Origin of the sequence: Micromonospora sp. NPDC005254, from assembly GCF_042872525.1 — a bacterium.
In the GTDB taxonomy this organism is placed as follows: Bacteria; Actinomycetota; Actinomycetes; order Mycobacteriales; family Micromonosporaceae; genus Micromonospora.
On sequence record NZ_JBIAKM010000007.1, the window covers coordinates 340,246 to 366,510 of the forward strand.

A 26,265-nucleotide genomic window follows, 5' to 3' on the forward strand; every position below is an offset into this window, starting at 1 on the left:
GATCCCGCCGCCCCGGGGCGCCGACATCCTGGGGAGGAGAACGTCGTGACGGTGCAGGACCTGCTCACCGGCCTCTACAGCGAAGAAGGCCGCCAGAACCCGTACCCGTGGTACGCCGAGCTGCACCGGCTCGGGCCGGTCAGCGCGGTGCCGCCCCGCGCCGAGCACCGCACGGTGGCGGCGGTGGCGGTCGGGTACGACCTGATCGACGGGCTGCTGCGCGATCCGCAGTGGACCAAACAGCCGCCGCCGGGCTGGGAGGAGCACGAGATCCTGCGCACCTTCCAGACCTCGATGATGTTCATCAACCCGCCCGACCACACCCGGATGCGGCACGTCTTCTCCCGTACCTTCACGCCGCGCCGCCTCGGCGCGCTGGAGCCGGTGATCCTGCGGGTCGTCGACGAGCTGCTGGACAGGATGGCCGACGCCGGTGGCGGCGTCGTCGACTTCGTGGCCGACTTCGCGTACCCGATCCCCGCCCTGGTGATGGCGGAGTTCATCGGCATCCCGGCGGGGGAGCTGCCCTGGTACCGGGACCGGGTGGAGCGCATCGACGAGTTCCTGGACGTGGCCGGGAAGACCCCGCAGCGGCTGGCCGCCGCGAACACGGCGGCGCAGGAGCTGCGGGCGTTCTACCGGGAGTTGCTGGCCCACCGCCGCCGCACGCCCGGCGAGGATCTGATCAGCGCTCTGGTCGAGGCCGTCGGCGCGGGCGAGGTGGAGCTGACCGAGGAGGAGTTGATCAGCAACCTGATCGTCCTGTTCAACGCCAGCTTCGTCACCACCGTCTACATGTTCAGCAACGGCCTGCCGCTGCTGCTGGCCCACCCGGGGGCGGTCACCGCGCTGCCCACCGACGACGACCTCGCCCGGGGCTGCGTCGACGAGGTGCTGCGCCTGCAGAGCCCGGTGCACTTCCTCGCCCGGGCCGCGCCGCAGGACTCCGTGCTGGCCGGCGTGCCGGTCGCCCGCGACGACAACGTGCTCATCATCATCGGGGCCGCCAACCGGGACCCGGCGCGGTTTCCCGACCCGGACGTCTTCGACCCCACCCGCCCCGGCCCGCCGTCGCTGGCCTTCGGTGTGGGCCTGCACTTCTGCCTCGGCGCGGCGGTGTCCCGGCTGGAGGGACGCCTCGCCCTGCCCCGCCTGTTCGCCCGGTTCCCCCGGCTCGCGGTCACCGAGACCCCGACGTACAGCGGCAGCCTCTTCCTGCGCGGCATCGACAAGCTGCTGGTCAGCACCGGCGGATAGGAGACCCGCATGGCCCTGCACCCGGAGGTGGCGGCCTACCGCGCCGCCCGCGTCGCCGCCGGCACGCCGCCGCTCTACACGCAGACCCTCGGCGAGGCGCGCGCCGCCGACCTGGCCGCGATCCGCGCCGGCGGCGGCGCGGTCGAGCAGGTCGCCGAGGTACGCGACGAGCGGATCCCCGGGCCGGGCGGTGACCTGCCGATCCGGGTGTACCGGCCGGGCGGGCACGGGCCGCTGCCCACCCTGCTGTACTTCTTCGGTGGCGGGTGGACGCTCGGCAGCGTGGACACCGCCGACGGCATCTGCCGACGACTGGCCAACGCGGCGGGATGCCAGGTGGTGACCGTCGGCTACCGACTGGCCCCGGAGCACCCCTTTCCGGCCGCGGTGCACGACTGCCACGCCGTGACCGTGTGGATCGCCGCGAACGCCGACCGGTTCGGCGTTGATCCGACCCGGCTGGCGGTGGGCGGGGACAGCGCGGGCGGGAACCTGGCGGCTGCGGTGACGCTGCTCTGCCGCACGGACGGGCCTCCGCTCGCCGCGCAGCTGTTGGTCTATCCGAACACCGACGTCAGCGCCGAGCCGTCCGGCCCGATCGACGACGACCCGGCGTTGTTCAACCGCCGGTCGGTGGCCTGGTACCGGACGCACTACCTGGCCGACCCGGAGCACTCCCGGGATCCGCTGGCGTCGCCGCTGCTCGCCGACGACCTGTCCGGCCTGCCTCCGGCGCTGGTGGTCACCGCCGAGCTGGACCCGCTGTGCGCCGAGGGGCAGCGCTACGCGCAGCGGCTGCGCGCCTGCGGTGTGCCCACCCGCCTCGACCACTATCCGCAGATGATCCACGGGTTCTTCGCCATGCCCGGCGCCTTCACCGACGGCCAGCGGGCGCAGCACCGCGCGGCCGCGTTCCTGCGGGAACGGTTCGGGCTGCCGCCGCTGCGGGACGACCCGGCCGCTGGCCAGGCTGACGATGACCCGGCCGCCGCCGCTGCGGCCGACGCGGGGGTGCGGGGTGGCTGAGCCGGTACTGCCCGACCTGCCGACCGGGGTGCCGGCGGCGGTGACGTTCGCCGACTACGGACCGCGGGCGAGGGCGGTGCTGGCCCCGGACGTGTGGGACTACATCGCCGGCGGCAGCGCGGCCGAGGTGACCCTGGCCGCCAACCGGGCCGCGCTGGACCGGGTGGCCGTGCTGCCCCGGGTGCTGCGCGGCAGCCACGCCGTGGACCTCGGCGCCCGGCTGCTCGGCCGGCCGTACGCGATGCCGGTCGGGGTCGCGCCGATGGCGTACCAGCGGCTCGTGCACCCGGACGGGGAACTGGGCCTCGCGGCGGCGGCCGGCGCGGCCGGCGTGCCGTATCTGGCGAGCACGTTGAGCAGCACGCCGATCGAGGAGATCACCGGAGCCGGTGCGGAGGTCTGGTTCCAGCTCTACTGGCTGCGCGACCGGGCGCTGGTCCGCGATCTCCTGGACCGGGTCGTGGCGGCGGGCTGCCACGCGCTGGTGGTCACCGTGGACGTTCCGGTGCTCGGTCGACGCCCACGCGACCTGCGCAACGCGTTCCGCCTCCCGGCCGACGTGGTCGCCGCGAACCTGCCGCACGGCCGGGACGCCCTGGCGCACGCCGGCGCCCCCGGTGTGTCCGCGATCGCCGCGCACACCGACGCGTCGTTCGAGTCCGCCCTGCGCTGGGCGGATCTGGCCTGGCTGCGTGAGCACATCGACCTGCCGCTGGTCGTCAAGGGGGTGCTGGATCCCCGCGACGCGGTCGAGGCGGTGCGGATCGGGGCGGACGCGGTGGTGGTGTCCAACCACGGCGGGCGTCAGTTGGACGGGGCGCCGGCCAGCGTCACCATGCTGCCGGAGGTCGTGGACGCCGTCGGCGACGGTGGGCAGGTGCTGCTGGACAGCGGCATCCGTGGAGGCACCGACGTGCTGCGGGCGCTGGCGTTGGGCGCGGCGGGCGTCCTGGTCGGTCGTCCCCTGCTCTGGGCGCTGGCCGTCGGAGGGCGGCGCGGCGCGCAGGACGCGTTGGCGTTGCTCGCCGCGGAGGTGCGTGACGCGTTCACCCTGGCCGGCTGCGCCGATCCGGCGGCGGTGGCCGAGCTGCGTACGCTCGCGGCGGGCTGAGCGGTGGCCCCGACGGAGTCGGCCGACCTGAGCGTCGCCGACCTGCACCCCGCGCTGGGTGATCCGGCGCTGACCTCGATGAACTTCCTCAACGAGGTGTCCGAACGCTATCCGGCGGCGGTGTCGCTCGCGGCCGGGCGCCCGTACGAGGAGTTCTTCGACGTCGCGGCGGTGCACCGGCACCTGGACACGTTCCACCGGCACCTCGTCGACGAGCTGGGTCACGCGCCCGAGCAGGCCCGACGGCTGCTGTTGCAGTACGGCCGGACCAAGGGCATCGTGCACCACCTCATCGCCCGCAACCTCGCGGTCGACGAGGGGATCACGGTCGACCCGGAGGCCGTCGTGGTGACCGTCGGCTGCCAGGAGGCGATGTTCCTGGTGCTGCGGGCGTTGCGGGCCGATCCGGCGGACGTGCTGCTGGCGGTCGCCCCGACCTACGTCGGGCTGACCGGGGCGGCGCGGCTGGTGGACCTGCCGGTGTGGCCGGTCGCCGGTGGACCGTCCGGAGTGGACCTGGCCGACCTGCGGGCACAGGCGCGTCGGGCCCGGGCGTCGGGGCGCCGGCCGCGCGCCTGCTACGTGCTGCCGGACTTCGCCAACCCGTCCGGGGTCAGCATGAACGTCCCGGACCGGCAGCGGCTGTTGGCGCTGGCCGCCGAGGAGGACCTGCTCCTGCTGGAGGACAACCCGTACGGGCTGTTCCCCGTCGAGGACGGGCCGCGCCCGCCCACCCTGAAGGCGCTGGACACCGACCGGCGGGTGGTCTACCTCGGCTCGTTCGCCAAGACCGTGCTGCCCGGAGCGCGGGTCGGCTACGTGGTCGCCGACCAGCGGGTGGCCGGGTCGGACGGCCGGGTCGGCCCGCTCGCCGACCAGCTCGCGATGATCAAGAGCATGGTCACCGTGAACACCTCGCCGATCGCGCAGGCGGTGATCGGTGGGCGGCTGCTGGAGCACGGGTGCAGCCTGGTGCCCGCGAACACCCGGGAGCGGGCCGCGTACGCCCGCAATCTGCGTCACCTGGTCGCCGGGCTGGCCCGGCGTTTCCCGGATCGGCCGGACCGGCCGGCGGTGGTGCGGTGGACGGTGCCGGCCGGCGGGTTCTTCGTGGTGGTGACCGTGCCGTTCGCGGTCGACGACGCGTTGCTGGACACCTCGGCGCGTGACTACGGGGTGCTCTGGACGCCGATGGCGCACTTCTACGACGACACGGCGCCGGTGTGCGCGCTGCGGTTGTCGGTCAGCGCGGTGACACCCGAGCAGATCGACCTGGGGTTGGACCGGCTCGCCGCCCTCATCACCGACGAGCTCCTGCGTGGACGGTCATAATGGGCCGCATGGTTGCCTGGGAGTACGCCTTGCTCGTCCGCCGCTATCAGGGACAGGGCCGCAATTTCACCGTCTCGTTCGTCTGGTACGGCCCGGACGGGTCGCGCAAGGACATCACCCCCTATGGCGACACGGCCATCGCGCACCTCAACCGCGCCGGCCGGGAGGGCTGGGAGCTGGTCTCGGCCGCCGAGGACGTCAACAACGTCCAGGGCAGCACCGAGGTTCACCGCTACCACCTCAAGCGTCCCCTGAACTGACTGCCCGCCGCCCGCCGGGGCGGTCACACAGTTGAGCGGTATACCTCAGCGTCATATTCATGACTCTGAGGTATACCGCTCGTTTCGGTGACTGCCACCGACAGCCCGGCCCGGGTGCCGTCGGACCCGGTCGACGACGACCGTCAGCCCAGGTCGATGGCCGGGTAGAGCGGGTGGGGGGCCAGCAGGTCGGTGGCCTGGCGGGCGATCTTGTCGGCCAGGTCGGCGTCGAGCGTGTACTTCGCCTTGGACGGGGTGCCGTCGGCGTTGGCGCCGGCCGTGGTCTGGGTCAGCACGGTGTGGATCAGCTCGGCGGTCTGGTCCATCTCGGCGGTGCCCAGCCCGCGGGTGGTCAGCGCCGGGGTGCCGATCCGGATGCCGGACGTGTACCAGGCGCCGTTCGGGTCCTGCGGGACCGAGTTGCGGTTGGTGACGATGCCGGAGTCGAGCAGGGCCTGCTCGGCCTGCCGGCCGGTGAGCCCGTAGCCGGACACGTCGATCAGCACCAGGTGGTTGTCGGTGCCGCCGGTGACCAGCGTCGCGCCCCGGCGCAGCAGCCCGTCGGCGAGCGCCTGCGCGTTGTCCACGATCCGCTGGGCGTAGTCGGCGAAGTCGGGGCGGCGGGCCTCGGCCAGGGCGACGGCCTTGGCGGCCATCACGTGCGGCAGCGGGCCGCCGAGCACCATCGGGCAACCCCGGTCCACCTGGTCGGCCAGCTCCGGGCCGCAGAGCACCATGCCGCCGCGCGGGCCGCGCAGCGACTTGTGGGTGGTGGTGGTGACGATGTGCGCGTGCGGCACCGGGTCGAAGTCGCCGGTGAAGACCTTGCCGGCCACCAGGCCCGCGAAGTGCGCCATGTCGACCATGAAGGTGGCGCCGACCGAGTCGGCGATCTCCCGCAGGATCCGGAAGTTCACTTTCCGGGGGTACGCCGAGTAGCCGCCGACCAGGATCAGCGGCTTGAACTCGCGGGCCGCCTCGGCGACCCGGTCGTAGTCGATCAGCCCGGTCGCCGGGTCGGTGCCGTAGCTGCGCTGGTCGAACATCTTGCCGGAGATGTTCGGCCGGAACCCGTGGGTGAGGTGACCGCCGGCGTCCAGCGACATGCCGAGCATCCGCTGGTTGCCCAGCTCGCGGCGCAGCGCGAACCAGTCCGCCTCGGTGAGGTCGTTGACCTGGCGGACCTGGGCCTTCTTCAGCGCGGGGGACTCCACCCGGTCGGCGAGCACCGCCCAGAACGCGACCAGATTGGCGTCGATGCCCGAGTGCGGCTGCACGTACGCGTGCGCGGCCCCGAACAGCTCCCGGGCGTGCTCGGCGGCGAGCGCCTCGACGGTGTCGACGTTCTGGCAGCCGGCGTAGAAGCGACGCCCCACGGTGCCCTCGGCGTACTTGTCGCTGAACCAGTTGCCCATGGCCAGCAGGGTCGCCGGGGAGGCGTAGTTCTCGCTGGCGATGAGCTTGAGGGACTCCCGCTGGTCGGTCAGCTCGGCGCCGATGGCGTCGGCCACCCGCGGCTCGACAGCCCGGATCACCTCAAGGGCGCTCCGGAATGCGGTGGACTCGGCGTTGTGCGACATGCGACCTCCAACAGACGTGCGGGAAGGCCCAGGCGCTCGGCAGACGTCCTCATGACGGGGCCGCTCCCCGATGGTTCTCCATCCCCACGCGCCAGTAACGGCCCGCGCCGATCCTACCGGGCCCGCCCCGGGCGACCCGGCCGACCTCCCGACGCGAGCGCGCCGAGGTGGTTGGACCGCGCTGCTACCGGCCGGGCACGACGCGGGGCCCGGCCAGGCCGGGCCCCGCGTCGAACGGTGGTTGGCTCAGGCGGTCACCGCGTCGAGCGCCTTCTTGATCGCCTTCGGCTGGGTGGGGGTACGCGGCGCGTCCGCGCGCAACGCGATCATCTTCTCGCCGATCTCCTGGAGTTGCTTACGGCCGAGCGCCTCGCGGACCTTGGGGAACCACTCCTCCTCTTCCTCCTCGACGTGGTGCGTGACGTTCTCGATCAGCACCGTGGTCTTGGCGGTGAAGCGCTCGTCGCCGGCGTCCATGCTGGCCAGTTCGGCGCAGAGCACGTCGGCCACGTGGTGCTCCTCGTACGACTCGAGGATGTCGTCCTCCAGGTCGGGCAGGAGCCGGCGGACCTCCGGGTACATCACCTCGTTCTCCAGGTAGGTGTGCACCGTCAGGGCCTCGAGGATCTGGTTCACCAGCTTCTGCCGCTGGCTCGCCGGCCCCTCCTCGGCGTCCTGGAAGGCCTTGAACAGGCGACGCATCTCCTTGTGGTCCTCTTTGAGCAGGACGATGGCATCGGTCGACACCGGCGTGCCCCCTTTCGTAGCTCGGCTGGGTGTCGATCCGGTACCCCGAGGCCGAGCGGCGAAACGGGCGAATGTGGCCGATCTCGCCTGTTCAAACGGTGGCCAGGGTGCGCGGGATCTCGTCGAGCAGTTCCCGCGCCAGGAAGCCGATCCGGCCGTACCGGGGGATCAGCCGTTGGCCGCTCACGGCGTGCGCGAACGCTCCCCAGCAGGCGGCCTGCGCCGGGTCGGCGCCCCGGGCGAGCAGCCCGGCGAGCAGGCCGGCGAGCACGTCTCCGCTGCCGGACGTGCCGAGGCCCGCGTCGCCGCTCTCCTCCCGCCACCCGCGCCCGTCCGGGGCGGCCACGTGGCCGTAGAGCGAGACGACTGCCTCGTAGCGTTGCGCCAGCTCGGCGGCCTCGGCGTCCAGGTCGTCGCCCGGCTCCCGGCCGAGCAGGTGCCCGGCCTCGGTCACGTTGGGGGTGAGCACCACCGGGCGGCCCGAGCCGACCAGCAGCTTCGGCTCGTGGCTGAGCGCGCCCAGGGCGTACGCGTCGAGGACCAGCGGGGTGCGCGGCCCCGCCGCCTCCAGGACGAGACTCAGCAGCTCGGCGGTCTCGTCGATGCCCTTCAACCCCGGGCCGAGGGCCACCACGTCGGCCACGCCGACCAGTTCACCGAGCTGGCCGGCCCGGTCGGCGGCGACCGCGCCGTCGGACGTCTCCGGCAGCCCGACCACCAGCGCCTCGGGCACCTGGATGCTCAGCGTGGCCGCGGTGGACTCGGCGGCGGCGAGCTGGAGCACCCCGGCGCCGGCGCGCAGCGCGGCCACCCCGGCGAGCAGGACCGCCCCGGGCGTGAAGCGGGAGCCGCCGATCACCAGGACGGTGCCCCGGCTCTCCTTGCCGCCGGCCGGCACCGGCAGCGCCCAGTCGCGCAGCAGCCCCGGCGTGATCACCTGCACCTCAGACCGGTTCGGCATGGATCTCGTCCTCCCTCGTCGACTCGGCGCCCTGCCGGTGCAGGTGGCCGACCTCGTTGAAACCGCCCAGCGTCAGCCTGCCCTGGTCGTCGGCAGACCAGTCGGTGATCGAGCAGTTGGCGATGACGTGTTCGCGGGTCAACGCCATCAGCTCCGGCTCGGTCAGCCCCTCCACCAGGTACCGCAGGAGGAAGACCAGCGCGTCGTGGCCGAAGAGCAGCACCCGCTGGCCCTCGTGGTCGCGGCGCAGGTCGCCGAGGAGCGTCCGCAGCCGCAGCGCCACGTCGGTCCAGGCCTCACCGCCGGGCGGCCGGTAGTAGAACTTGCCCAGCCGGGCGCGGCGCTCGGCCTCGTCGGGAAACCGGCGGCGTACCCCGTGCCCGGTCAGGCCGTCGAGGATGCCCAGCTCCCGGTCGCGCAGCCGCTCGTCCCGGCTCACCGGCACCCCGGTGCCGTGCAGCGCCAGCTCGGCCGTGGACACCGCCCGCAGGTACGGCGAGACCACCGCCACGTTGGGGCGCCGATCCTCGGGCAGCCCGGCGAGCCAGCGGCCGGTCGCCCGCGCCTGCTCCTCGCCGGTGGGGGAGAGCGGCACGTCGGCGTCGCGGTGGCTGAGCCCGATCACGTCCGCGCCGTTCTCCTCGGCCCGGGTGGCCGCCACGTTCGCGGTGCTCTCCCCGTGCCGGATGATCCAGAGCGTCGACAGTTCCGCCATGCCGACCCCCCTACCCGGGCGCCGCGCGCAGTAACCGCGCCCGGGTCGCCACCGGGCGGCCGGTGCGTCGGCTCAGCCGCGCCGTTGCAGCAGGGCCACGGTCAGCCCGGTCACGTGCGTGACGCGGACCACGTCGTAGCGCTGGGCGAGCACGGCGGACTGCTTCTTCGGCAGGCCGGTCAGCGGCGCGTCGGTGACCGTCGGCAGCAGCACCCACAGCCGGGGCTCGTCGCGCAGGCAGCGGGCCGGGTCGGCGCAGTCCGCGCCGAACAGCTCGTTGCGCTGGGCCGCCGACTGCTGTTGGAAGACGTTGCGCGGCGACACGTCCGCAGGGAGGTAGTAGCGCACCCCCGGCTCGTGCATCCACCACCAGGGGCCGCCCGCCACGAGGCCGTCACCGGGCTGGTAGCCGGCCTCGATGACCCGCGCCGCCTCCGAGTACGACAGCGGCTTGAACGCCCGCCCCTGCGGATACGTGTACCAGCCGTGCGAGTACTCCCCGCGCAGCGCGAGCTGACCGGGCACGCTCAGGGCGGCGAGCACCACCAGCCCCACCGCGACCAGCGGGGCGCGGCGCACCGCGGCGACGCCCGCGCCGGCGAGCACCGCCCAGGCCGGCACGAGGAACAGCAGGTACTTGGAGAAGAAGTAGTTGATGTCGCCGGTGGAGGCCAGCAGGATCACCGGCAGCGGCAGGGCGGCGATCACCGCCGCCACGGCGGTCCGCGCGGCGGCGTCGCGGCGCAGGTGGGTCAGCACGCCCACCACGGCCAGCGCGGTGATCGCGGCGGCGAGCAGCACCGAGCCGAAGGCCTGCTCCCAGACCGTCCAGGGCGCGCTGTCCGGGATCCAGCTGATCTGCCGCCCCGCCTGCTTCATACCGCGCAGGATCACCGGCGCGGCGATCCCCACCCCGGCGGCGGCGGCGAGCACGAACCAGGCCAGCGACCACCACCGGCGCTCCCGCCAGCAGTGGATCAACACGGCCACGCCGTGCCCGAGCAGCAGCGTGAGCGCCACCACGTTCACCAGGCCGATGGCGGCCACGGCGAGCACGTACGCGATCCAGCGCAGCCACCCCGGCCGCTGCAACGCACGCAGCAGGAACAGGGTTGCCGCGGCCGCGGCGAGGACGACGAAGGCGTACGACCGGGTCTCCTGCCCGAAGCGGGTGACCGTGGGCACGAGGGCGAAGACGAACCCGGCGGCGATCCCTGCCGTCTGGCCGAACACCCGTCGCCCGACCAGCGCCACGCACGCGGTGGCCAGGACCATGGCCAGGGCCGACGGGAGCCGCACGACGGCCGGGCCGGTGCCGAACAGGGTCGTCCAGCCGTGCATGAAGAGGTAGTACGCCCCGTGCACGGCATCGACGTTCGCCAGCATGCCCAGAATCTGCCCGGTGGAGCGGGTCGCCACGTCGACGGTCACCAGCTCGTCGTGCCACATCTCCGGGCTGCCGAGACGCCAGCCGACCGCGAGCGCGGCGAAGGCCGTGGGCCAGAACCAGACGCTGAGCGCGAGTCGGCGGACGAGGGGGAGTCGCCGTCGGGCCGGCTCGGTGGCTGGCGGGGTCGGCCCCGCGTCGGTCTGCGCGGGAGGCGCGTCCGTGGTGACGGCGCGGTCTGGCATCGGCGTCCGATCGGGGGGGCGTGCGGTGCGGGCGCGACGATGATAGCCCCCGCCGCGGTCGCCGTCGGCCCCGTCGCGCGGTCACCGGCGGTGGCCTCGCGACGGCCGTCAGGCCGGCTCGCCGGTACTGGATCCGGACGGGATGCCTGATAATGTGGCCGCGCCCGTCGAGCACTTCCACCACGCACAGTAAGGCCCGCGGAACCGATGATTGTCGACATCATGCTGCCGTACTACGGGAGCGTGCCCCTCATGCAGGCGGCCGTCCGCAGCGTGATGGCGCAGAGTGACCCGGGTTGGCGCCTGACCGTGGTCGACGACGGCACCGAGCCGGGCGTGCCGGAGTGGTTCGCTCAGGTCACCGACGAGCGGGTCCGCTACCAGCGCAACGAGCGCAACCTCGGGGTCACCGGCAACTACCGCAAGTGCGTCGGCCTCGCCGAGCACGAGTACCTGGTGATGATGGGCACGGACGACATCATGCACCCCAACTACGTCGCCACCGTGCGATCGGTGATCGAGCAGTACCCGGGCGTCGGCATGGTCCAGCCGGGGGTCGAGATCATCGACGCCACCGGCGCGGTGGTCAACACCATGGTCGACGAGGCCAAGCGGCGGCTCTACGCCCCGCGGGTCGAGTCCCGGGAGCTGATGGGCGGCGAGGATCTGGCGGCCAGCCTGCTGCGCGGCTGCTGGTTCTACTTCCCGTCGATCTGCTGGCGGACCGACGCGCTCAAGGCCGTGGACTTCCGCGACGAGTTCCAGGTCATCCAGGACCTGGCCCTGGTGATCGACCTGATCCAGCGCGGCGAGCAGATGGCCGTCGACACCACCCTGTGCTTCCAGTACCGGCGGCACGCGGTCAGCAAGTCCGCCGCCGACGCGGTCACCGGCACCCGGTTCACCGAGGCGCGGGCGTTCTTCGTCGACGTCGCCCGGCGCATGGACGAGCAGGGCTGGCCCCGGGCGGCGCGGGCCGCCCGCCGCTACATGTCGTCCCGGCTGCACGCCATCACGCTGCTGCCGACGGCGGTCCTCGCCGGCCGGATGACCGGCGTCAAGAGCCTGTCGCGGCACGCGTTCGGGCCGGGCCGATGAGCGACCGCAGCCAGGGAGACGCCAGCGCCATGATCGTCGAACCACGGCACTCGGCGGAGGCCGCCGGACAGCGGCGGAGGGTGGCCGTGCTCGGTGGCACCGGCTTCCTCGGCCGCCCCATCTGCCGGGCGCTGGCCGACCAGGGGCACACCGTGGTCGCCGTGGCCCGCACCGCGCGCGACGTCGGGCCGGGTGTCGAGGTCCGCGCGCTGGACCTGGCCGCCGCCGACGTCGACGAGATCACCGCGGTGCTGCGCGAGCTCGATCCGGACGTGGTGATCAACGCCGCGGGCGGCATGTGGGGGCTCACCGACGCGCAGATGCTCGCGGTCAACGTCACGCTGGTCGAGCGGCTGATCGAGGCCGCCGGCCGGTTGCCCGGGCGGGTCCGGGTGATCCAGCTGGGCAGCGTGCACGAGTACGGGCTGGTCCCGGTCGACACCTCGATGCCCGAGGGGCTGCCGCCCGCGCCGGTGATGCCGTACGGCGAGTTCAAGCTGCGCTGCACCACGGCGGTCGCCGAGGCCGACCGGCAGGGCCTGATCGAGGGCGTCACGCTGCGGGTCGGCAACGTCATCGGCGCCGGCCAGCCCGGGCACAGCCTGCTCGGGGTGGTCGCGGGTCGGCTGCGCGACGCCCAGCGCGCCGGTGAGCGGGCCCGGCTGGAGCTGGCTCCGCTGGGTTCGCGGCGTGACTTCGTCGGCCTCAGCGACGTCGTCGCCGCCGTGCTGCTGGCCGCGACCCGCCCCGGGGCGGCCGGCCACGTGATCAACATCGGTCGGGGGGTGGCCGCCAGCGCGCGTGATATGGTCCAGCTCCTCATCGACGTGAGTGAGGTGCCGACCGACCTGGTCGAGGCGGAACGCACCGGCCCGGCCGAGACGAACTGGCAGCGGCTGGACGTCGGGCTGGCCGCCGAGGTGCTCGGCTGGTCGCCGAGCGAAGATCTGCACACCGAGATGAAGCAGTTGTGGGAGCACGCCGGCGCCGAGGTGCCCGCCTGATGGTCGAGAGGTTCCTGACCGCATGACTACCCCCGCCCTCGTCCGCTCCCGTGGCACGCTCGCCGATCTGCTCTCCGGCCGCAGCAACGGCATCGGGCTGATCCGGCTCTGCCTCGCCGTGGGCGTCGTGTTGTCGCACTCCAAGCCGCTCGGCTTCGGGGCCAACGACCTCGGCTACCACATCACCGGTCGGCAGACCAACGTCGGCACCATGGCCGTGTACGGCTTCTTCGTGCTCTCCGGCCTGCTCATCACCCGCAGCGCCAGGCGTACCGGCATCATCCGCTACGCCTGGCACCGGGCCCTGCGCATCTTCCCCGGGCTCTGGGTCTGCCTGCTGATCACCGCGCTGGTGGTGGCCCCGCTGGTGGCGCTGCGCGAGCACGGCACCACCGCCGGCCTCTTCGACAACCCCTGGGACCGCGGCGGCCCGTTGGCCTACCTGCAGGCCAACTGGTGGACCGGTGTCCGTCAGTACGGCATTCAGGACCTGCTCAAGCCGACCACCCCGTGGGGTGAGAAGAGCGGCTCCAGCGTCTTCAACGGCGCCCTGTGGTCGCTCAAGTACGAGATGTTCTGCTACGTCGTGGTGGGCGTCCTGGCGATCACCGCGGTGCTGCGCAACGCCCGCCGGTTCGTGCTGTTCCTGACCGTCGCGCTCTACCTGAGCATCCTGCAGGACTGGGTGAGCTCCGGGCAGTTCAGCGGGCCGGCGTCCACGGCGAGCTGGTCGTTCGACTCGCCCCTGGTGGGCGTGATGAGCTTCCACTACATCGTCTACCTGGGCTTCCTGTTCGCGTTCGGCGCGACGCTGGATCTCTACCGGGAGCGGGTGCCGATCAACGACGCGCTGGGCATCGGCTCGGCCGTGGCGCTGGGGCTGTCCCTGCTCTTCGGCGGCTTCTTCGTCATCGGGCTGCCGGCGTTCGCGTACCTGCTGGTGTGGCTGTCGGTGCGGATGCCGCGCCAGCTGCACTGGGTGGGCCGCAAGAACGACTACTCGTACGGTATCTACATCTACGGGTTCGCCTTCCAGCAGGTGATGGCGAGCCTGGGCTGGAGCCGCTGGGGGTACGTGCCGTTCGCGGCGATGTCGGTCGCGGTCGCCTTCGCCGCCGCGTTCGTGTCGTGGAAGCTCGTCGAGCGGCCGGCTCTGCGGTTGAAGGACTGGACGCCGGGCTTCGTGGCCCGCCGCACGGCGCGGACGGTGCCGGTCGAGCAGCAGACCGCGGTGGCCGAGGAGCCACCCGGGACGCAGCCGGTGTCGGTCGGCGGCCCGACGGAGGAACTGCCGCAGCAGCCCGCCACGCTGGTCCCCGGCCGGTAGCCCACCGGGCCCGCCTCCACGTCGTACCCTCGGGGGCGTGGCCACGGCGGCGGAGGAGATCCAGGTGGGGGAGCGGCTGGTCCGCGTCTCCAGCCCCGACAAGCCGTACTTCCCGGAACGCGGACTGACCAAGCTGGACGTGGTCCGCTACTTCCTGGCGGTCGGCGACGGCATCCTGCGGGCGCTGCGCGACCGGCCGACCATGCTGGAACGCTGGCCGCGCGGCGTCTTCGAGGGCGCGACGATCGCCACCCGGCAGACCAACCGCGGTGACGCGTTCTACCAGAAGCGGCTGCCGGCGGGCGCGCCCGCGTGGGTGCGCACGGCGCACATCACCTTCCCCAGCGGCCGGACCGCCGACGAGGTCGCGCCGAGCGAGCTGGCCGTGGTGATCTGGGCCGCCAACCTGGGCACCCTGCGCTTCCACCCGTGGCCGGTGTCCGCCGCCGACGTGGAGCGCCCCGATCAGCTGCGCATCGACCTGGACCCGATGCCCGGCGTGGGCTTCGAGCAGGTGGTGCCGGTGGCCCGGGAGGTGCGGGCGTTCCTCGCCGAGCTGGGCATGACCGGCTATCCGAAGACCACCGGCGGGCGGGGCCTGCACGTCTACCTGTCGATCGAGCCGAGGTGGAGTTTCGGCGAGTGCCGCCGGGCGGTGCTCGCGCTGGGCCTCCAGATGCAGCGCCGGCTGCCGGAGCTGGTCACCACCACCTGGTGGCGGGAGCAGCGGGACCGGCCGGTCTTCGTCGACTACAACCAGATGTCGCGGGACCACACGATGGCGTCGGCGTACTCGATCCGGCCGACGCCTCGGGCGCTCGTGTCGGCGCCGTTGGACTGGGCGGAGCTGGACGACGCCCGTCCGGAGGACTTCGACGTGCTCACCGTGCCGGCCCGGTTCGCCGAGCGCGGCGATCCGCACGCCGGCCTGGACGGGGATCGGCACTCGCTGGCGCCCCTGCTGGAGCTGGCCGACTCCGAGGGTCTGGAGGCCCCGCCGGAGCGGTGACCGGCGAGGCTCGCGCTACTGCCACGGGCTCTGCGTGCCGTCGAACTCCTCGAAGACCAGCCACGACCGCGTCGACAGCACCCCGGCGATGCGCTGCACCCGGTCGAGCACCACGTCGCGCAGGGCGGCGTTGTCCGGCGCCCGAACGAGGGCCAGCACGTCGTGCTCGCCGCTGAGCAGCGCGACGTGCTCGACGTAGCGCACCTGGGCCAGCTCGGCCGACACCTCCCGCCAGGTGTTCTGCTCGATCGTCAACGCCATGTACGCCGACGTGCCCAACCCGGCGGCCTCGGGCGCCACCTGCGCCCGGAAGCCCGTGATCACGCCTTCGCGCAGCAGGCGTTCCACCCGGGCGTACGCGTTGGTGCGCGAGATGTGGATCCGCTCGGCCAGGGTGCGCACCGACGTGCGCCCGTCGCGGACCAGCTCGTCCAGGATCCGCCGGTCGACCTCGTCCATCGCTCGGGCCGATCGTCCCGATCCGGTTCCCCGGCTCGCTCCGTCTCCGTTCTCCTGGCTCACCGACGCGCCTCCCACATGCCAGACGTCCCGCCTTCTGCGTGGATCTTGAGTCAATCATCCGTCAGGCGGAAGCATAGGCTCACCACACGTCCCAGGAGGTCCCGCCGTGACGACCACACCCCAGGCGGTCCGCAGGGCATCCCCGCGCGCCCGTCGGACGGTCACCCCGCCCGACCCGGCGCGCCCGCTGCTGCCGGACGCCGAACCGGTCCGCCTGCTCGATCCGACCGGTACGCCGCTGCCGGCCCGTACCGACTACCCGGAGCCGCCCGTCGAGGCGCTGCGCGAGCTGTACCGCCGGATGGTGCTCGGCCGCCGGTTCGACACCCAGGCGACCGCGCTGACCAAGCAGGGCCGCCTCGCCGTCTACCCGTCGTCGCGGGGCCAGGAGGCGTGCCAGGTCGCCGCCGTGCTCGCCGTCCGCGACACCGACTGGGTGTTCCCCACCTACCGTGAATCGATGGCGCTGGTTGCCCGGGGCATCGACCCGGTCGAGGTGCTCACCCTGCTGCGCGGCGACTGGCACTGCGGCTACGACCCCACCGAGGTACGCACCGCGCCGCAGTGCACCCCGCTCGCCACCCAGTGCGTGCACGCCGCCGGTCTCGCGTACGGCGAGGCGTACCAGGGGCGCGACACCGTGGCGCTGGCCTTCATCGGCGACGGCGCGACCAGCGAGGGCGACTTCCACGAGGGCATCAACTTCGCCGCCGTGTTCAAAGCGCCGGTCGTCTACTTCGTCCAGAACAACCGGTACGCCATCAGCGTCCCGCTGTCGCGGCAGACCGCCGCGCCGTCGCTGGCGTACAAGGGCGTCGGCTACGGGGTGCCCAGCGAGCAGGTCGACGGCAACGACCCGGTCGCGGTGCTCGCCGTTCTGACCCGCGCGGTCGCGCACGCCCGCGCCGGCAACGGGCCGTTCCTGGTGGAGGCGCACACCTACCGGATGGAGCCGCACACCAACGCCGACGACGCCAGCCGCTACCGCGACGGCGCCGAGGTCGACGCCTGGCGCGACCGCGACCCGCTCGCCCGCCTGGAGACGTACCTGCGCGCCCGTGGCGTGCTCGACGACGCGGCGGTCGCCGAGGTCGCCGAGCAGGCCGAGGCGTACGCGGCGGACCTGCGTACCCGGATGAACACCCAGCCCACTGTCGACCCGCTGAGCCTCTTCGACCACGTCTACGCCGAGCCCACCCCGCAGCTCGTCGAGCAGCGCGAGCAGGTCCGCGCCGAGCTGGCCGCCGCGCGCGACGAGGAAAGTGACGACTGATGGCCACCACCATGGCGAAGGCGCTCAACACCGCGCTCGCCGACGCCCTCGCGGCCGACGAGCGAGTCGTCGTATTCGGCGAGGACGTCGGCCAGCTCGGCGGCGTCTTCCGGATCACCGACGGGCTGCAGGCCCGCTTCGGCGAGAAGCGCTGCTTCGACACCCCGCTCGCGGAGGCCGGCATCGTCGGCTTCGCCGTCGGCCTGGCCATGTCCGGGCTGCGGCCGGTGGTCGAGATGCAGTTCGACGCGTTCGCGTACCCGGCGTTCGAGCAGATCGCCTCGCACGTGGCGAAGCTGCGCAACCGCACCCGGGGCAAGCTCAGCGTGCCGATCGTCATCCGGGTGCCGTACGCCGGCGGCATCGGCGGGGTGGAGCACCACTGCGACTCGTCCGAGGCGTACTACGCGCACACCCCCGGCCTGAAGGTCGTCACCCCGGCGACCGTCGAGGACGCGTACTCGCTGCTGCGTGAGGCGATCGACGATCCCGACCCGGTGGTCTTCATGGAGCCCAAGAAGCTCTACTTCGGCAGCGCCGACGCCGAGCTGCCGGCGCGTACCGAGCCGTTCGGCCGGGCCGTCGTGCGCCGGCCCGGCCGCGACGCCACCCTGGTGGCGTACGGGCCGGCGGTGCCGGTCGCGCTGGAGGCCGCCGAGGCCGCCCGCGAGGAGGGCTGGGACCTGGAGGTGGTCGACGTGCGGACCATCGTGCCGTTCGACGACGCCACCATCACCGCGTCGGTCCGGCGGACCGGCCGGTGCGTGGTGATCCAGGAGGCGCCCGGGTTCGCGGGTGTCGGCGCGGAGATCGCCGCCCGGGTGCAGGAGCGCTGCTTCCACGCGCTGCACGCTCCGGTGCTGCGGGTGGCCGGGCTGGACATCCCGTACCCGGCGCCGATGCTGGAGCACACCCACCTGCCCGGCGTGGACCGGGTGCTCGACGCGGTGGCCCGGTTGCAGTGGGACGACCAGCCGGACCCGCGCTGGGCGGCGCAGGGCAGCGCGGCATGACCACCGTCGAGCGGACGCAGGTCTTCCTCCTGCCCGACCTGGGCGAGGGGCTGAGCGAGGCCGAGATCGTCGAGTGGCGGGTCGCCGTGGGCGACATCGTCACGGTGGACCAGAGCGTGGTCGAGGTGGAGACCGCCAAGGCGATCGTGGACGTGCCCTGCCCGTACGCCGGACGGGTCGTGACCCTGCACGGCGCGGCGGGTGAGGTCCGCCCGGTCGGCCAGCCCCTGATCACCATCGCGCCGCTGGACGGCGGCGACGAGCCCGCCGGGCACGCCACCTACCGCGAGGAGGAGCGTGCCGGCTCCGGCAACGTGCTGATCGGGTACGGCACCGGGCATGGCGGCGCGACCCGCCGTCGGCGTCGGCCCCGGCTTGCGCTGGCGCCCGAACCGGCCGACGCCGCCCCGGCCGGCGCTGTCCGGCCCGACGCGGTCCCGGCAGCCGGCGCCGGCCCGGCGGCGGACGAAGCGGCCCCGGTCGGTGGCAGCGCCCCCGTCGAAACGCGGTCGGCGAGCGCCCTGGTCATCTCGCCGATCGTCCGTCGGCTGGCCCGGGAGCGCGGCGTCGACCTGGGTACGGTCCGTGGCAGCGGGCCCGGCGGGGTGATCCGCCGCGCCGACGTCGAGGCGGCGCTGGCCGTCCCCGTCGCCCGGCTCGCCGCCGTGCCGGACCCGCACGTCGCGCCGACCCCGGAGGGCGACGGCGACCTGATCGTCCCGCTCACCGGCGTGCGCAAGGTGATCGCCGACAAGCTCTCCCGCAGCCGGCGGGAGATCCCCGAGGTGACCATCTGGGTCGACGTCGACGCCACCGGGCTACTGGAGACCCGCGCGGCGATCAACGCGGCGACGCCCGACGCGCCGGTGAGCATCCTGGCCCTGCTGGCCCGGATCTGCCTCAGCGGTCTGCGCCGGTTCCCGCAGCTCAACTCCCGCGTCGACACCGAGGGTCAGCGGATCGTCCAGTCCGCCGGGGTGCACCTGGGCATCGCCGCGCAGACCGACCGGGGCCTGCTGGTGCCGGTGCTGCGCGACGCCCAGCGACTCACCACGGCCGAGCTGGCCGCCGAGCTGGCGGCGACCACCGCCGCGGCGCGGGCCGGGACGCTTCCGCCGGCCCGGCTCACCGGCGGCACCTTCACGCTGAACAACTACGGGGTGTTCGGCGTGGACGGCTCCACCCCGATCATCAACCACCCCGAGGCGGCCCTGCTCGGCGTGGGCCGGATCGTGGACAAGCCGTGGGTGGTCGACGGGCAGTTGGCCGTGCGCAAGGTGACCCAGCTGAGCCTCACGTTCGACCACCGGGTCTGCGACGGTGGGGTGGCCGGTGGCTTCCTGCGGCACGTCGCCGACTGCGTGGAGCGCCCGGCGCTGCTGATCGCCGCCGTCTGACGCGTACCCCCGGCCCTGGCACCGCCCGCGCGGCGCCGGGGCCGGCGTGCGTCAGTGGTTTCGCGGTCGCGTCATCGGGAAGTCGGCCCCGCCGGTACGCACCGGAGGCGTCGAAGGGAGCCGACCCGTGGTCGTGGCGAACGAGCTGCTACTGAATTCGGTACGGGTGCGGCGGCCCGCCGCGGCCGGCGCACCGCTCTACTGCGACGCGCTGGAGTACGGGCTGACCGGCGACGGCGCGACCAACGACCAGCCGGCGTTGGCCGCCCTCGTGGACCGCCTCGGCGCCGGGTACGCCTCGGACGGGCGGGCCCGCGTCATCTACTGCCCGCCGGGCATCTACTCGATCCGCGATTCCGGCACGGTGTGGCGTAGTGGGGTCTCGCTGGTCGGCGCCGGCCCGGCGGCGACCCGGTTCATGCTCAGCAACGAGGGCAACCGGGCCGACCCGACCCCGCTGGCCTTTTGGACCACCGTGCAGCACGGGGCCGACCGGGACCGGCACATCGCCGACTGCACCTTCGCCGACTTCCAGATCGACGGCTCCGGCGTGGCGATGGCCGAGTACAACTACCTCGCCAAGGGCCTGGGCCTGCAATACGTCGTGCGCGGCGTGTTCCGCAACCTCTACATCCACCACACCGCGGCCACCGGGCTGGGCTGCGACTTCCTCCAGGACTCGCTGATCGACGGCGTGGTGGTCGTCGGCTGCGGGCGACTGGACAACGGCGAGCAGATCGGCGGCGCCGGCATCGGCGTGGGCATCGGCGGTTGGGGCGCGGTGGAGCGGTTGACCATCGCCAACTGCACCACGCTCGCCAACGGCACCAACGGCATCTTCCTGGAGCTGCAGAAGGACTACTGGCCGCCGCCCCGCGGCTACCGCATCATCGGCTGTCACAGCCAGGGCAACCGGTTCGGCATCTCCGACTGGGGTGCCGACGGTCTCATCGTCTCCGCCTGCACGATGACCGGCAACCTGGAGGCCGGGTTCGACATCTCCGCCCAGGGCACCGCGGCGGTGGCTGGACGGGGTGGGCTGCTCACCGACTGCGTCATCGACGGCAACATCCGCGACGGGGTCATTGTCGGCAACAGCCCGGGCCCGTACACCATCCGGGGCAACCGGATCAGCGGGAACGGCCAGTACGGCTACCACGGGCAGGACCTCGGGCGGGGCTACCAGGGCCCGGTACGGGACGTGGTGATCGAGAGCAACGAGTTCTGGGGCAACGGGCTGGACGCCGTCCGGATCGACCACCAGATGACCGACGCGGTGCTGCTGAACAACCGGATCCGCAACAACGGGCGACAGTACGCGCAGGCCGCCAGCGGCGGTGGCGAGACCGTTCGCTACGCCGAGCGGTCCGTGGTGGACCGGTCGGCGACCTGGCCGCACGACGGGCACCGGGGCAAGGTCCTGCGGGTGGGACGGGCCGTGGCCATGGTCGCCGCGAACACCGGCGAAGAACTCGTCCTGGCGCCGGTCCGGCCCGACGGCATCACCGCGTGGAGTGGGGACGTACCGCCCCCGGGCTGCGGGTACGAGCTGTCCGCGGCACCCGAGCGGCGGGCCGGCATCACCATCGACGCGGCGTTCGACTCGGCCACCATCCGCGGCAACCGGGTCTGGGACAACCACGAGAACAGCACCCAGACCCACGGTCTGTGGATCACCGAACGGGGCAGCTGTGTGGACTGCCGGGTCGAGGACAACGACCTCGCCGGCAACGCCAATGGCGGGATGCGCCTGGACACCCCGCCGGTGGGCGGACGCTGGTTCGACAACCACGTCGACAGCGACTGGGGCTGACCAGCCGGGCCGGAACGCGAAGCGGCGGCGGCCGGAGAGCTCTCCGGCCGCCGCCGCTCGTCGTGCGTGGGTCAGCCGGCCAGGCCGGCCACCGGGGTGGGATCCAGCACGACCGTCGCCGTGGCGGTCTGCGGCGGCACACCGGGCTCCGTCGGCGCGTCGGTGTACTCGGCGACGAAGACCGCGGTGAGATTGTCCGCGCCGCTGTGCCCACCGTCCACGAAGGTGGGGATCGTCCCGGAGCACCCCGTCGCCGTGGAGAGCGGGTGCCCGTGCTGGTCGTGCCCGAGCACGTAGGTGACCTTCACCCGGGAGCAGTCCACCGGCAGGTCGTCGGTGACCTTCACCTCGTACGCGACGGTCTGCCCGAACTCAAACGGCTGCCCGGCCACCGGGGCGACGAACTCGATGATCGGCGCGGTCGGTCCGACCAGCAGCGGCAGGGTCGCCGAGGCGGACCGCCCGGTGCGGTCGGTCACCTTCAGCGTCGGCGTGTACGAGCCGTTCTCCTGGAACGTCCAGGTCGGGTTGGCGTCGGTGCTGTCCACCGAGCCGTCCGCGTTGAAGTCCCACGCGTAGCTCAGCTTGTCACCGTCCGGGTCGGTGGTGCCGGCGCTGGAGAACGCGACGGTCAGCGGGGCCTGCCCGACGGTCGGGGTACCGCTGATCTTCGGGATCGGCGTCCGGTTGCCGCGGACGAAGTCGATCCGGGACAGCTGGGCGTCCGGGTTCTCGGCGAAGTAGCCGTCTCCGTACTCCAGCACGTAGAGCGCGCCGTCCGGACCGAACTCCATGTCCATCGGGTTGTCCACCACCAGCGACGGCGCCACCGGCCGGATGTCCTGCACGTCCCCGTCGGAGTCGAGGCGGAACTCCTTGATGTAGTCCCGGGTCCACTCGTAGAACAGCGGCACCCCGTCGTAGTAGGCCGGCCACCGGGTACGCGACGTGCTGGTCCCGTCGTAGTCGTACGCTGGGCCGCCCATCGGGGCGATGCCGCCGGTGCCCAGCTGCGGGAACTCGGCCGAGGCGGCGGCCGCGTACCAGACCTGCGGGGCCTGGACCGGCGGCAGTTGCCGCTTGCCGGTGTTGTGCGGTGAGTCGTTGACCGGTCGCTTGCAGTTGAACTTCGGACCGGACTCGCCGGTGGCGAAGTCGTAGTCGCGGTAGGCGATCGTCGGCGTCACGCAGTACGGCCAGCCGTAGTTCGCCGGCTTGTCGATCAGCATCCACCGGCCGTGTCCGGCCGGCCCGCGCGCCGGGTTCGCGGTGGAGGCGTCGGGGGAGTAGTCGCCCAGGTACACGTTGTCCGTACGCCGGTCGACGGCGAACCGGAACGCGTTGCGCAGCCCCATCGCGTAGATCTCCGGGCGGGTCTGCGCCGTGCCCGGCTTGAACAGGTTGCCGGCCGGCACCGTGTAACCGCCACCGGCCTTCACCTTGATGCGCAGCAGCTTGCCGCGCAGGTCGTTGGTGTTGGCCGCGGTGCGCTGGGCGTCGTACGCCGGGTTGCGGTCGGCCCGCTCGTCGATCGGGACGTAGCCGTCGGAGGCGAACGGGTTGGTGTCGTCACCGGTCGACAGGTACAGGTTGCCCTTGCTGTCGAAGTCGATCTGGCCGCCGACGTGGCAGCAGATGCCCCGATCGGTCGGCACGTCGATGATCTGCTGCTCGCTGGCGAGGTTCAGCTTCATCCCGTCCAGCTTGAACCGGGACAGCCGCAGCGCGCCCCGGAACCGCTGCCAGTCGGCCTCGGTGCCGACCGCCGGCGCGTCCCCCTCGTTGACGTCGGGGGTCGCCGGGTCGTCCACCGGCGTGTCCAGCGGCGGCGAGTAGTAGAGGTACACCCACTTGTTCTGGGCGAAGTTCGGGTCGATGGCGACGCCCTGCAACCCCTCCTCGTCGTGCTCGTAAACCGGGATGTCGGCGGCGATGGTGTTCAGCCCGGTGCGCGGGTCGTGGATGCGGACCTCGCCGGTCCGGGAGGTGTGCAGCACCCGCAGGTCGGGCAGGACGGCGAGGCTCATCGGCTCGCCGGGGAAGTCGTTGAGCGTCACCTTCTGGAAGCTGCTGTCCGGCGGCGGGGCCGCCGGCGCGGCGGCTGCCGCCGTCGTCGGCGCGACCAGGCCGGCCGACACCAGGAGCAGGGCGGACAGGAAAGCGGTCCGGTTCATCATCAGGTAGTCCCCCGAGGTGGTCAGTACCGGAGGGCGGCGAGGTAGTCGAAGCCGACCCGGGCGGTGTCAAGGGCGTCGGCGGGGGCGCGCGGCGGGGTGCCCGCGTCGTCGCGCTCCACGATGTACTCCTCGATGCCCGCCTCCCGCTCGTGGTCGAAGATCCGGCCGAAGTCGATGACGCCGTCGCCCAGGTCCGCGAAGCCGCCCTCGACGTCCAGGTCCTTGACGTGCACCTGGCGGATCCGGCCGCGGTTGGCCCGGATCACGTCGACCGGGTCGTGTGCGCCCCGCCAGGTCCAGTACAGGTCGAGTTCGAAGTGGACCAGCCGGGGATCGGTCTGCCCGGTGAGGATCTCGAAGCCGGTCGAGCCGTCGGTCAGCGGCACGAACTCCAACTGGTGGTTGTGGTAGCCGAAATCGAGCCCGGCGCGCTCGGCCAGCCGGCCCGCCTGGTTGAGATCCCGGGCCAGGGCACGGTAGACGGCGGGGTCCCGGTACGGACGCCCCTGGGCGTCCCGACCGAAGTACGGGTGGACGATCTTCTTGCAGCCCACCGTGTTGGCGTCCGCGAGGGCACGTTCCCAGGTGGCGGCGTCGAACGGCTGCGGGATGCCGGTGTGCCCGGACGTGGCGCGCAGCCCGGCCGCGTCGAGCGCGGCCCGGAACTCCGCCGCCGTACGCCCCACGAAGCCGGCGTGCTCCACCCGCCGGTAACCGATGCGCCGCAGGGCGGTCAGGGTGCCCGGCAGATCGGCGGCGAGCTGGTCACGCACGGTGTAGAGCTGGATGCTGATGCGGTCCACCGGCACCCGACGCCGGCCGTGGGACTGGCCCCGGGCGGCGGTGTCGCCTGCCGGCGCGGCGTTCGCCGGGCCGGCGAGGAGCCCGGCGGCGCCGACGGCGGCGGCGGAGACGGTCGCGGCGCGCAGCAGTCCGCGCCGACTGACCGACTCGGAGGTCGCTGTCGGCTCCGAGCGGTTGGTCTGGTGATCCATGGTGGTGGTCCCTTCCTGACGGCTGGTGTGCCGTCGGCAGCTGTCGACCGGCTGCCTTTGCCGGGGCGCGCCGAACCGGCCGGAGGCGCGCTCCGGCTGGACGGTGAGGACGACGCTTCGGGGCGGTCGGCGCCCCTGAGGGGGACCGCGGCCGACCCGGCAAGGGAGGCAGGCAGGCTGATTGACGAATGGGCAACCTTCTATCTGAAAGCCGACCCTACCCTTGCCTCCGGACAAAGGCAAAGCTTCGTCTCGACGAGCAGAAGTTTCGCTTCAAATGACAAAAGTCCTCCCAGCAGGTGCGGCAGCCGCCCCGACCCGTCATGCCCGCCTCGCACGCTCTCCGGGCCGAGCGCGACCTGAGGGGCGCACCGTCCGAAGCCCCGCTCGCCGATTGGTCGGTCCGTCGCGGAGATCCATCCCCGATGGCGCGGGGCGCGGGGCGCGGGGCGCGAGTCGTGCAACGACGGCGATAGGTGCGGGCGTGGCGGGGTCGGGGTGGGACCGGACGTTGCGGGTCGGGTGACGTGCGGGAGTGCGGACGTGCCTCAAGGCGGCACTCGTGCGTTTTTCTCGCCAACCGGCGCAGTGTCGGAAAATGCGCCAATAAATGCGCCGCCGATTATTTCCGAAGGCCCTGGATACTCCTGTCGGGGCCGACAGAATGTGGCGGAGGGCAGTCGAAAACGGGGGGACTGAACATGACACCTAGGCGGCGATTGACGCTGTTGGCGGTAGCTATCGCGGCCGCACCGCTCGTGCTGGCCGGATGTACCGCCGACCGGGACGGGCCGGCCAAGGGACACGTCGCGGCGCCGGAGCTCACCGTGACACCGGGGGACAAGACCCGGGACGTTCCGATCAGCGCCGAGGTCGGCGCGGTGGTCAAGGGTGGACGGGTCACCGCTGTCCGGCTCACCGACGACAAGGGCGCGCAGGTCAAGGCGGAGCCGCGCGAGGACGGCTCCGGTTGGGTGCCGAGCGCGCCGCTGGCAGCTCGGCGTACGTACACCGCGGAGGTGACCGCGACCGGTGACTCGGGTGCGACCACGACGCGGACGACCACGTTCACCACGATGGCCAAGTCCACGAAGCCGCAGATCACCAGCACCCTCTATTTCGTCGGCAACCGGACGTACGGCACGGCAATGCCGGTAACCGTGGCGTTCGACCCGGGAATTCCGAAAGAGGCCAGGGCGGATGTGCAGCGCCGGTTGTTCGTGAAGACGAATCCGCCGCAGCCGGGTACCTGGTCGTGGCTGGACGACGGAAGTCAGGTCTATTACCGGGCGCCCGATTTCTGGCGGCCGGGGACGACGATCAGTGTCCGTGCGGGGCTGGAGGGCTTGCCGATCGGCAAGAACCTGGTCGGGGACGCCGAGCGGACCGCGACCTCGAAGATCGGGAAACAGGTCTCGCTGGAGATCGACAACGCCACGAAGCAGATGACGGTGCTGCGCGACGGCAAGCTGGTGCGCCGCATCCCGGTGAGCCTGGGCAAGCCGAGCACGCCCAGTTCCAGCGGCAAGATGGTGATCATGGAGAAGCACGAGCGGACCACCTTCGACACCCGGGGTGAGCCGAACGGCGGCTACGTGGTCGACGTCGACGACGCCCAGCGGCTCACCTGGGGTGGTGAGTTCATCCACTCGGCCCCCTGGTCGGAGGGCGAGCAGGGCTACACCAACACCTCGCACGGCTGCGCGAACGTCTCCGCCACGGCCGCGGACTGGCTGATGGGGGTGACCCAGGTCGGCGACCTGGTCACCGTCAAGGGCACCGAGGTCGACCTGCAACCCGGCAACGGCTGGACGGCGTGGAACGTGAGTTGGGACGAGTTCGTCAAGGGCAGCGCCCTGCCGGTGCCGTCCGGGCTCAAGCCCGCGCCGGTCGCCCCGGCGCACCCGGGCGCGGTGGCCGGCGGGTCACCCGCGCCGGCGCCCTCGATCAGCGGGCGCTGAGGCACCGGGCCGACCCACCGTCGCGGTGGGTCGGCCCGTTCGCCGTGCAGGCACC

General features: G+C 72.8%; 22 protein-coding genes and 1 riboswitch. Of the genes, 14 read left to right on the plus strand and 8 right to left on the minus strand.

The features are described 5' to 3' along the window. Nucleotides 1-45 precede the first annotated feature (45 nt). From ACFYPR_RS22940 to ACFYPR_RS22960, 5 genes are read left to right on the plus strand one after another with little or no spacing between them, the layout of a single operon-like run. The gene (locus ACFYPR_RS22940) at nucleotides 46-1,257 is read left to right on the plus strand and encodes a cytochrome P450 (protein WP_387262357.1); all 1,212 of its coding nucleotides are present in this window, start codon (nucleotides 46-48) and stop codon (nucleotides 1,255-1,257) included. Nucleotides 1,258-1,266: 9 nt separating this feature from the next. Further along, nucleotides 1,267-2,283: an alpha/beta hydrolase gene (locus ACFYPR_RS22945; protein ID WP_387262360.1), complete on the plus strand. Its 1,017-nt coding sequence runs from the start codon at nucleotides 1,267-1,269 to the stop codon at nucleotides 2,281-2,283. Next, nucleotides 2,276-3,394 (plus strand): alpha-hydroxy acid oxidase, encoded by a 1,119-nt coding sequence (locus tag ACFYPR_RS22950; protein WP_387262362.1) that lies wholly within the window; start codon nucleotides 2,276-2,278, stop codon nucleotides 3,392-3,394. The genes ACFYPR_RS22945 and ACFYPR_RS22950 overlap by 8 nt, the downstream gene beginning before the upstream one ends. Nucleotides 3,395-3,397: 3 nt before the next feature. Then, entirely contained in the window at nucleotides 3,398-4,726 is a 1,329-nt protein-coding gene (locus ACFYPR_RS22955; RefSeq protein WP_355137245.1) for a PLP-dependent aminotransferase family protein, read from the plus strand. Then, nucleotides 4,726-4,986, plus strand: coding sequence for a hypothetical protein (locus tag ACFYPR_RS22960; RefSeq protein WP_234587138.1), 261 nt, complete (start codon nucleotides 4,726-4,728; stop codon nucleotides 4,984-4,986). Before ACFYPR_RS22955 ends, ACFYPR_RS22960 begins: the two co-directional genes overlap by 1 nt. A gap of 143 nt (nucleotides 4,987-5,129) precedes the next feature. On the opposite strand, the gene ACFYPR_RS22965 is transcribed toward ACFYPR_RS22960, so the two are convergent. From ACFYPR_RS22965 to ACFYPR_RS22985, 5 genes are all read right to left on the minus strand, one after another. Continuing rightward, the gene (locus tag ACFYPR_RS22965) at nucleotides 5,130-6,566 is read right to left on the minus strand and encodes a glycine hydroxymethyltransferase (protein WP_363941817.1); all 1,437 of its coding nucleotides are present in this window, start codon (nucleotides 6,564-6,566) and stop codon (nucleotides 5,130-5,132) included. 19 nt (nucleotides 6,567-6,585) lie between these two features. After that, a riboswitch (ZMP/ZTP riboswitch) is annotated at nucleotides 6,586-6,675 on the minus strand. A 137-nt stretch (nucleotides 6,676-6,812) separates the two neighbouring features. Then, nucleotides 6,813-7,313, minus strand: a complete 501-nt coding sequence (locus ACFYPR_RS22970) for a hemerythrin domain-containing protein (RefSeq protein WP_354862600.1) — start codon at nucleotides 7,311-7,313, stop codon at nucleotides 6,813-6,815. A 91-nt stretch (nucleotides 7,314-7,404) separates the two neighbouring features. Then, on the minus strand, nucleotides 7,405-8,274 hold the full coding sequence (locus ACFYPR_RS22975; RefSeq protein ID WP_363940848.1) for an NAD(P)H-hydrate dehydratase: 870 nt from the start codon (nucleotides 8,272-8,274) through the stop codon (nucleotides 7,405-7,407). Further along, nucleotides 8,258-8,989, minus strand: a complete 732-nt coding sequence (locus ACFYPR_RS22980) for a histidine phosphatase family protein (protein WP_355067811.1) — start codon at nucleotides 8,987-8,989, stop codon at nucleotides 8,258-8,260. Before ACFYPR_RS22980 ends, ACFYPR_RS22975 begins: the two co-directional genes overlap by 17 nt. Nucleotides 8,990-9,061: 72 nt before the next feature. Next, nucleotides 9,062-10,621, minus strand: coding sequence for a glycosyltransferase family 39 protein (locus ACFYPR_RS22985; protein ID WP_387262365.1), 1,560 nt, complete (start codon nucleotides 10,619-10,621; stop codon nucleotides 9,062-9,064). Between the two features lie 207 nt (nucleotides 10,622-10,828). On the opposite strand from ACFYPR_RS22985, the gene ACFYPR_RS22990 reads away from it, so the two are divergent. The 4 genes from ACFYPR_RS22990 to ACFYPR_RS23005 are packed head-to-tail and all read left to right on the plus strand — an operon-like array spanning nucleotide 10,829 to nucleotide 15,059. Then, nucleotides 10,829-11,719 (plus strand): glycosyltransferase family 2 protein, encoded by an 891-nt coding sequence (locus ACFYPR_RS22990; RefSeq protein ID WP_387262368.1) that lies wholly within the window; start codon nucleotides 10,829-10,831, stop codon nucleotides 11,717-11,719. 29 nt (nucleotides 11,720-11,748) lie between these two features. Further along, nucleotides 11,749-12,723 (plus strand): NAD(P)-dependent oxidoreductase, encoded by a 975-nt coding sequence (locus tag ACFYPR_RS22995; RefSeq protein WP_355067815.1) that lies wholly within the window; start codon nucleotides 11,749-11,751, stop codon nucleotides 12,721-12,723. A 22-nt stretch (nucleotides 12,724-12,745) separates the two neighbouring features. Continuing rightward, on the plus strand, nucleotides 12,746-14,050 hold the full coding sequence (locus tag ACFYPR_RS23000; RefSeq protein ID WP_355137239.1) for an acyltransferase: 1,305 nt from the start codon (nucleotides 12,746-12,748) through the stop codon (nucleotides 14,048-14,050). 37 nt (nucleotides 14,051-14,087) lie between these two features. After that, on the plus strand, nucleotides 14,088-15,059 hold the full coding sequence (locus ACFYPR_RS23005; protein ID WP_355137237.1) for a DNA primase small subunit domain-containing protein: 972 nt from the start codon (nucleotides 14,088-14,090) through the stop codon (nucleotides 15,057-15,059). A gap of 15 nt (nucleotides 15,060-15,074) precedes the next feature. On the opposite strand, the gene ACFYPR_RS23010 is transcribed toward ACFYPR_RS23005, so the two are convergent. Next, the gene (locus ACFYPR_RS23010; RefSeq protein WP_234587152.1) at nucleotides 15,075-15,518 is read right to left on the minus strand and encodes an Lrp/AsnC family transcriptional regulator; all 444 of its coding nucleotides are present in this window, start codon (nucleotides 15,516-15,518) and stop codon (nucleotides 15,075-15,077) included. 169 nt (nucleotides 15,519-15,687) lie between these two features. On the opposite strand from ACFYPR_RS23010, the gene pdhA reads away from it, so the two are divergent. From pdhA to ACFYPR_RS23030, 4 genes are all read left to right on the plus strand, one after another. Further along, on the plus strand, nucleotides 15,688-16,854 hold the full coding sequence (gene pdhA / locus ACFYPR_RS23015) for a pyruvate dehydrogenase (acetyl-transferring) E1 component subunit alpha (protein WP_387179900.1): 1,167 nt from the start codon (nucleotides 15,688-15,690) through the stop codon (nucleotides 16,852-16,854). After that, a complete protein-coding gene (locus ACFYPR_RS23020) occupies nucleotides 16,851-17,867 on the plus strand; it encodes an alpha-ketoacid dehydrogenase subunit beta (protein WP_355067829.1) in 1,017 nt (338 codons plus the stop codon). The genes pdhA and ACFYPR_RS23020 overlap by 4 nt, the downstream gene beginning before the upstream one ends. Further along, nucleotides 17,864-19,264 carry a dihydrolipoamide acetyltransferase family protein gene (locus tag ACFYPR_RS23025; RefSeq protein ID WP_387262371.1) on the plus strand — a complete coding sequence of 467 codons (1,401 nt, stop codon included), beginning with the start codon at nucleotides 17,864-17,866 and terminating at the stop codon, nucleotides 19,262-19,264. Before ACFYPR_RS23020 ends, ACFYPR_RS23025 begins: the two co-directional genes overlap by 4 nt. 133 nt (nucleotides 19,265-19,397) lie before the next feature. Next, complete coding sequence (locus tag ACFYPR_RS23030) at nucleotides 19,398-21,077, plus strand: right-handed parallel beta-helix repeat-containing protein (protein ID WP_387262472.1); 1,680 nt, start codon at nucleotides 19,398-19,400, stop codon at nucleotides 21,075-21,077. 71 nt (nucleotides 21,078-21,148) lie between these two features. Here ACFYPR_RS23030 and ACFYPR_RS23035 read toward each other — a convergent pair whose 3' ends face one another. Together ACFYPR_RS23035 and ACFYPR_RS23040 are read right to left on the minus strand one after the other, a co-directional pair. Then, entirely contained in the window at nucleotides 21,149-23,254 is a 2,106-nt protein-coding gene (locus ACFYPR_RS23035; RefSeq protein WP_355068333.1) for a PQQ-dependent sugar dehydrogenase, read from the minus strand. Between the two features lie 20 nt (nucleotides 23,255-23,274). Beyond that, nucleotides 23,275-24,249 (minus strand): sugar phosphate isomerase/epimerase, encoded by a 975-nt coding sequence (locus ACFYPR_RS23040; RefSeq protein ID WP_355137231.1) that lies wholly within the window; start codon nucleotides 24,247-24,249, stop codon nucleotides 23,275-23,277. A 701-nt stretch (nucleotides 24,250-24,950) separates the two neighbouring features. Here ACFYPR_RS23040 and ACFYPR_RS23045 point away from each other — a divergent pair. After that, on the plus strand, nucleotides 24,951-26,210 hold the full coding sequence (locus ACFYPR_RS23045) for an Ig-like domain-containing protein (protein ID WP_387262374.1): 1,260 nt from the start codon (nucleotides 24,951-24,953) through the stop codon (nucleotides 26,208-26,210). Nucleotides 26,211-26,265: the final 55 nt, after the last annotated feature.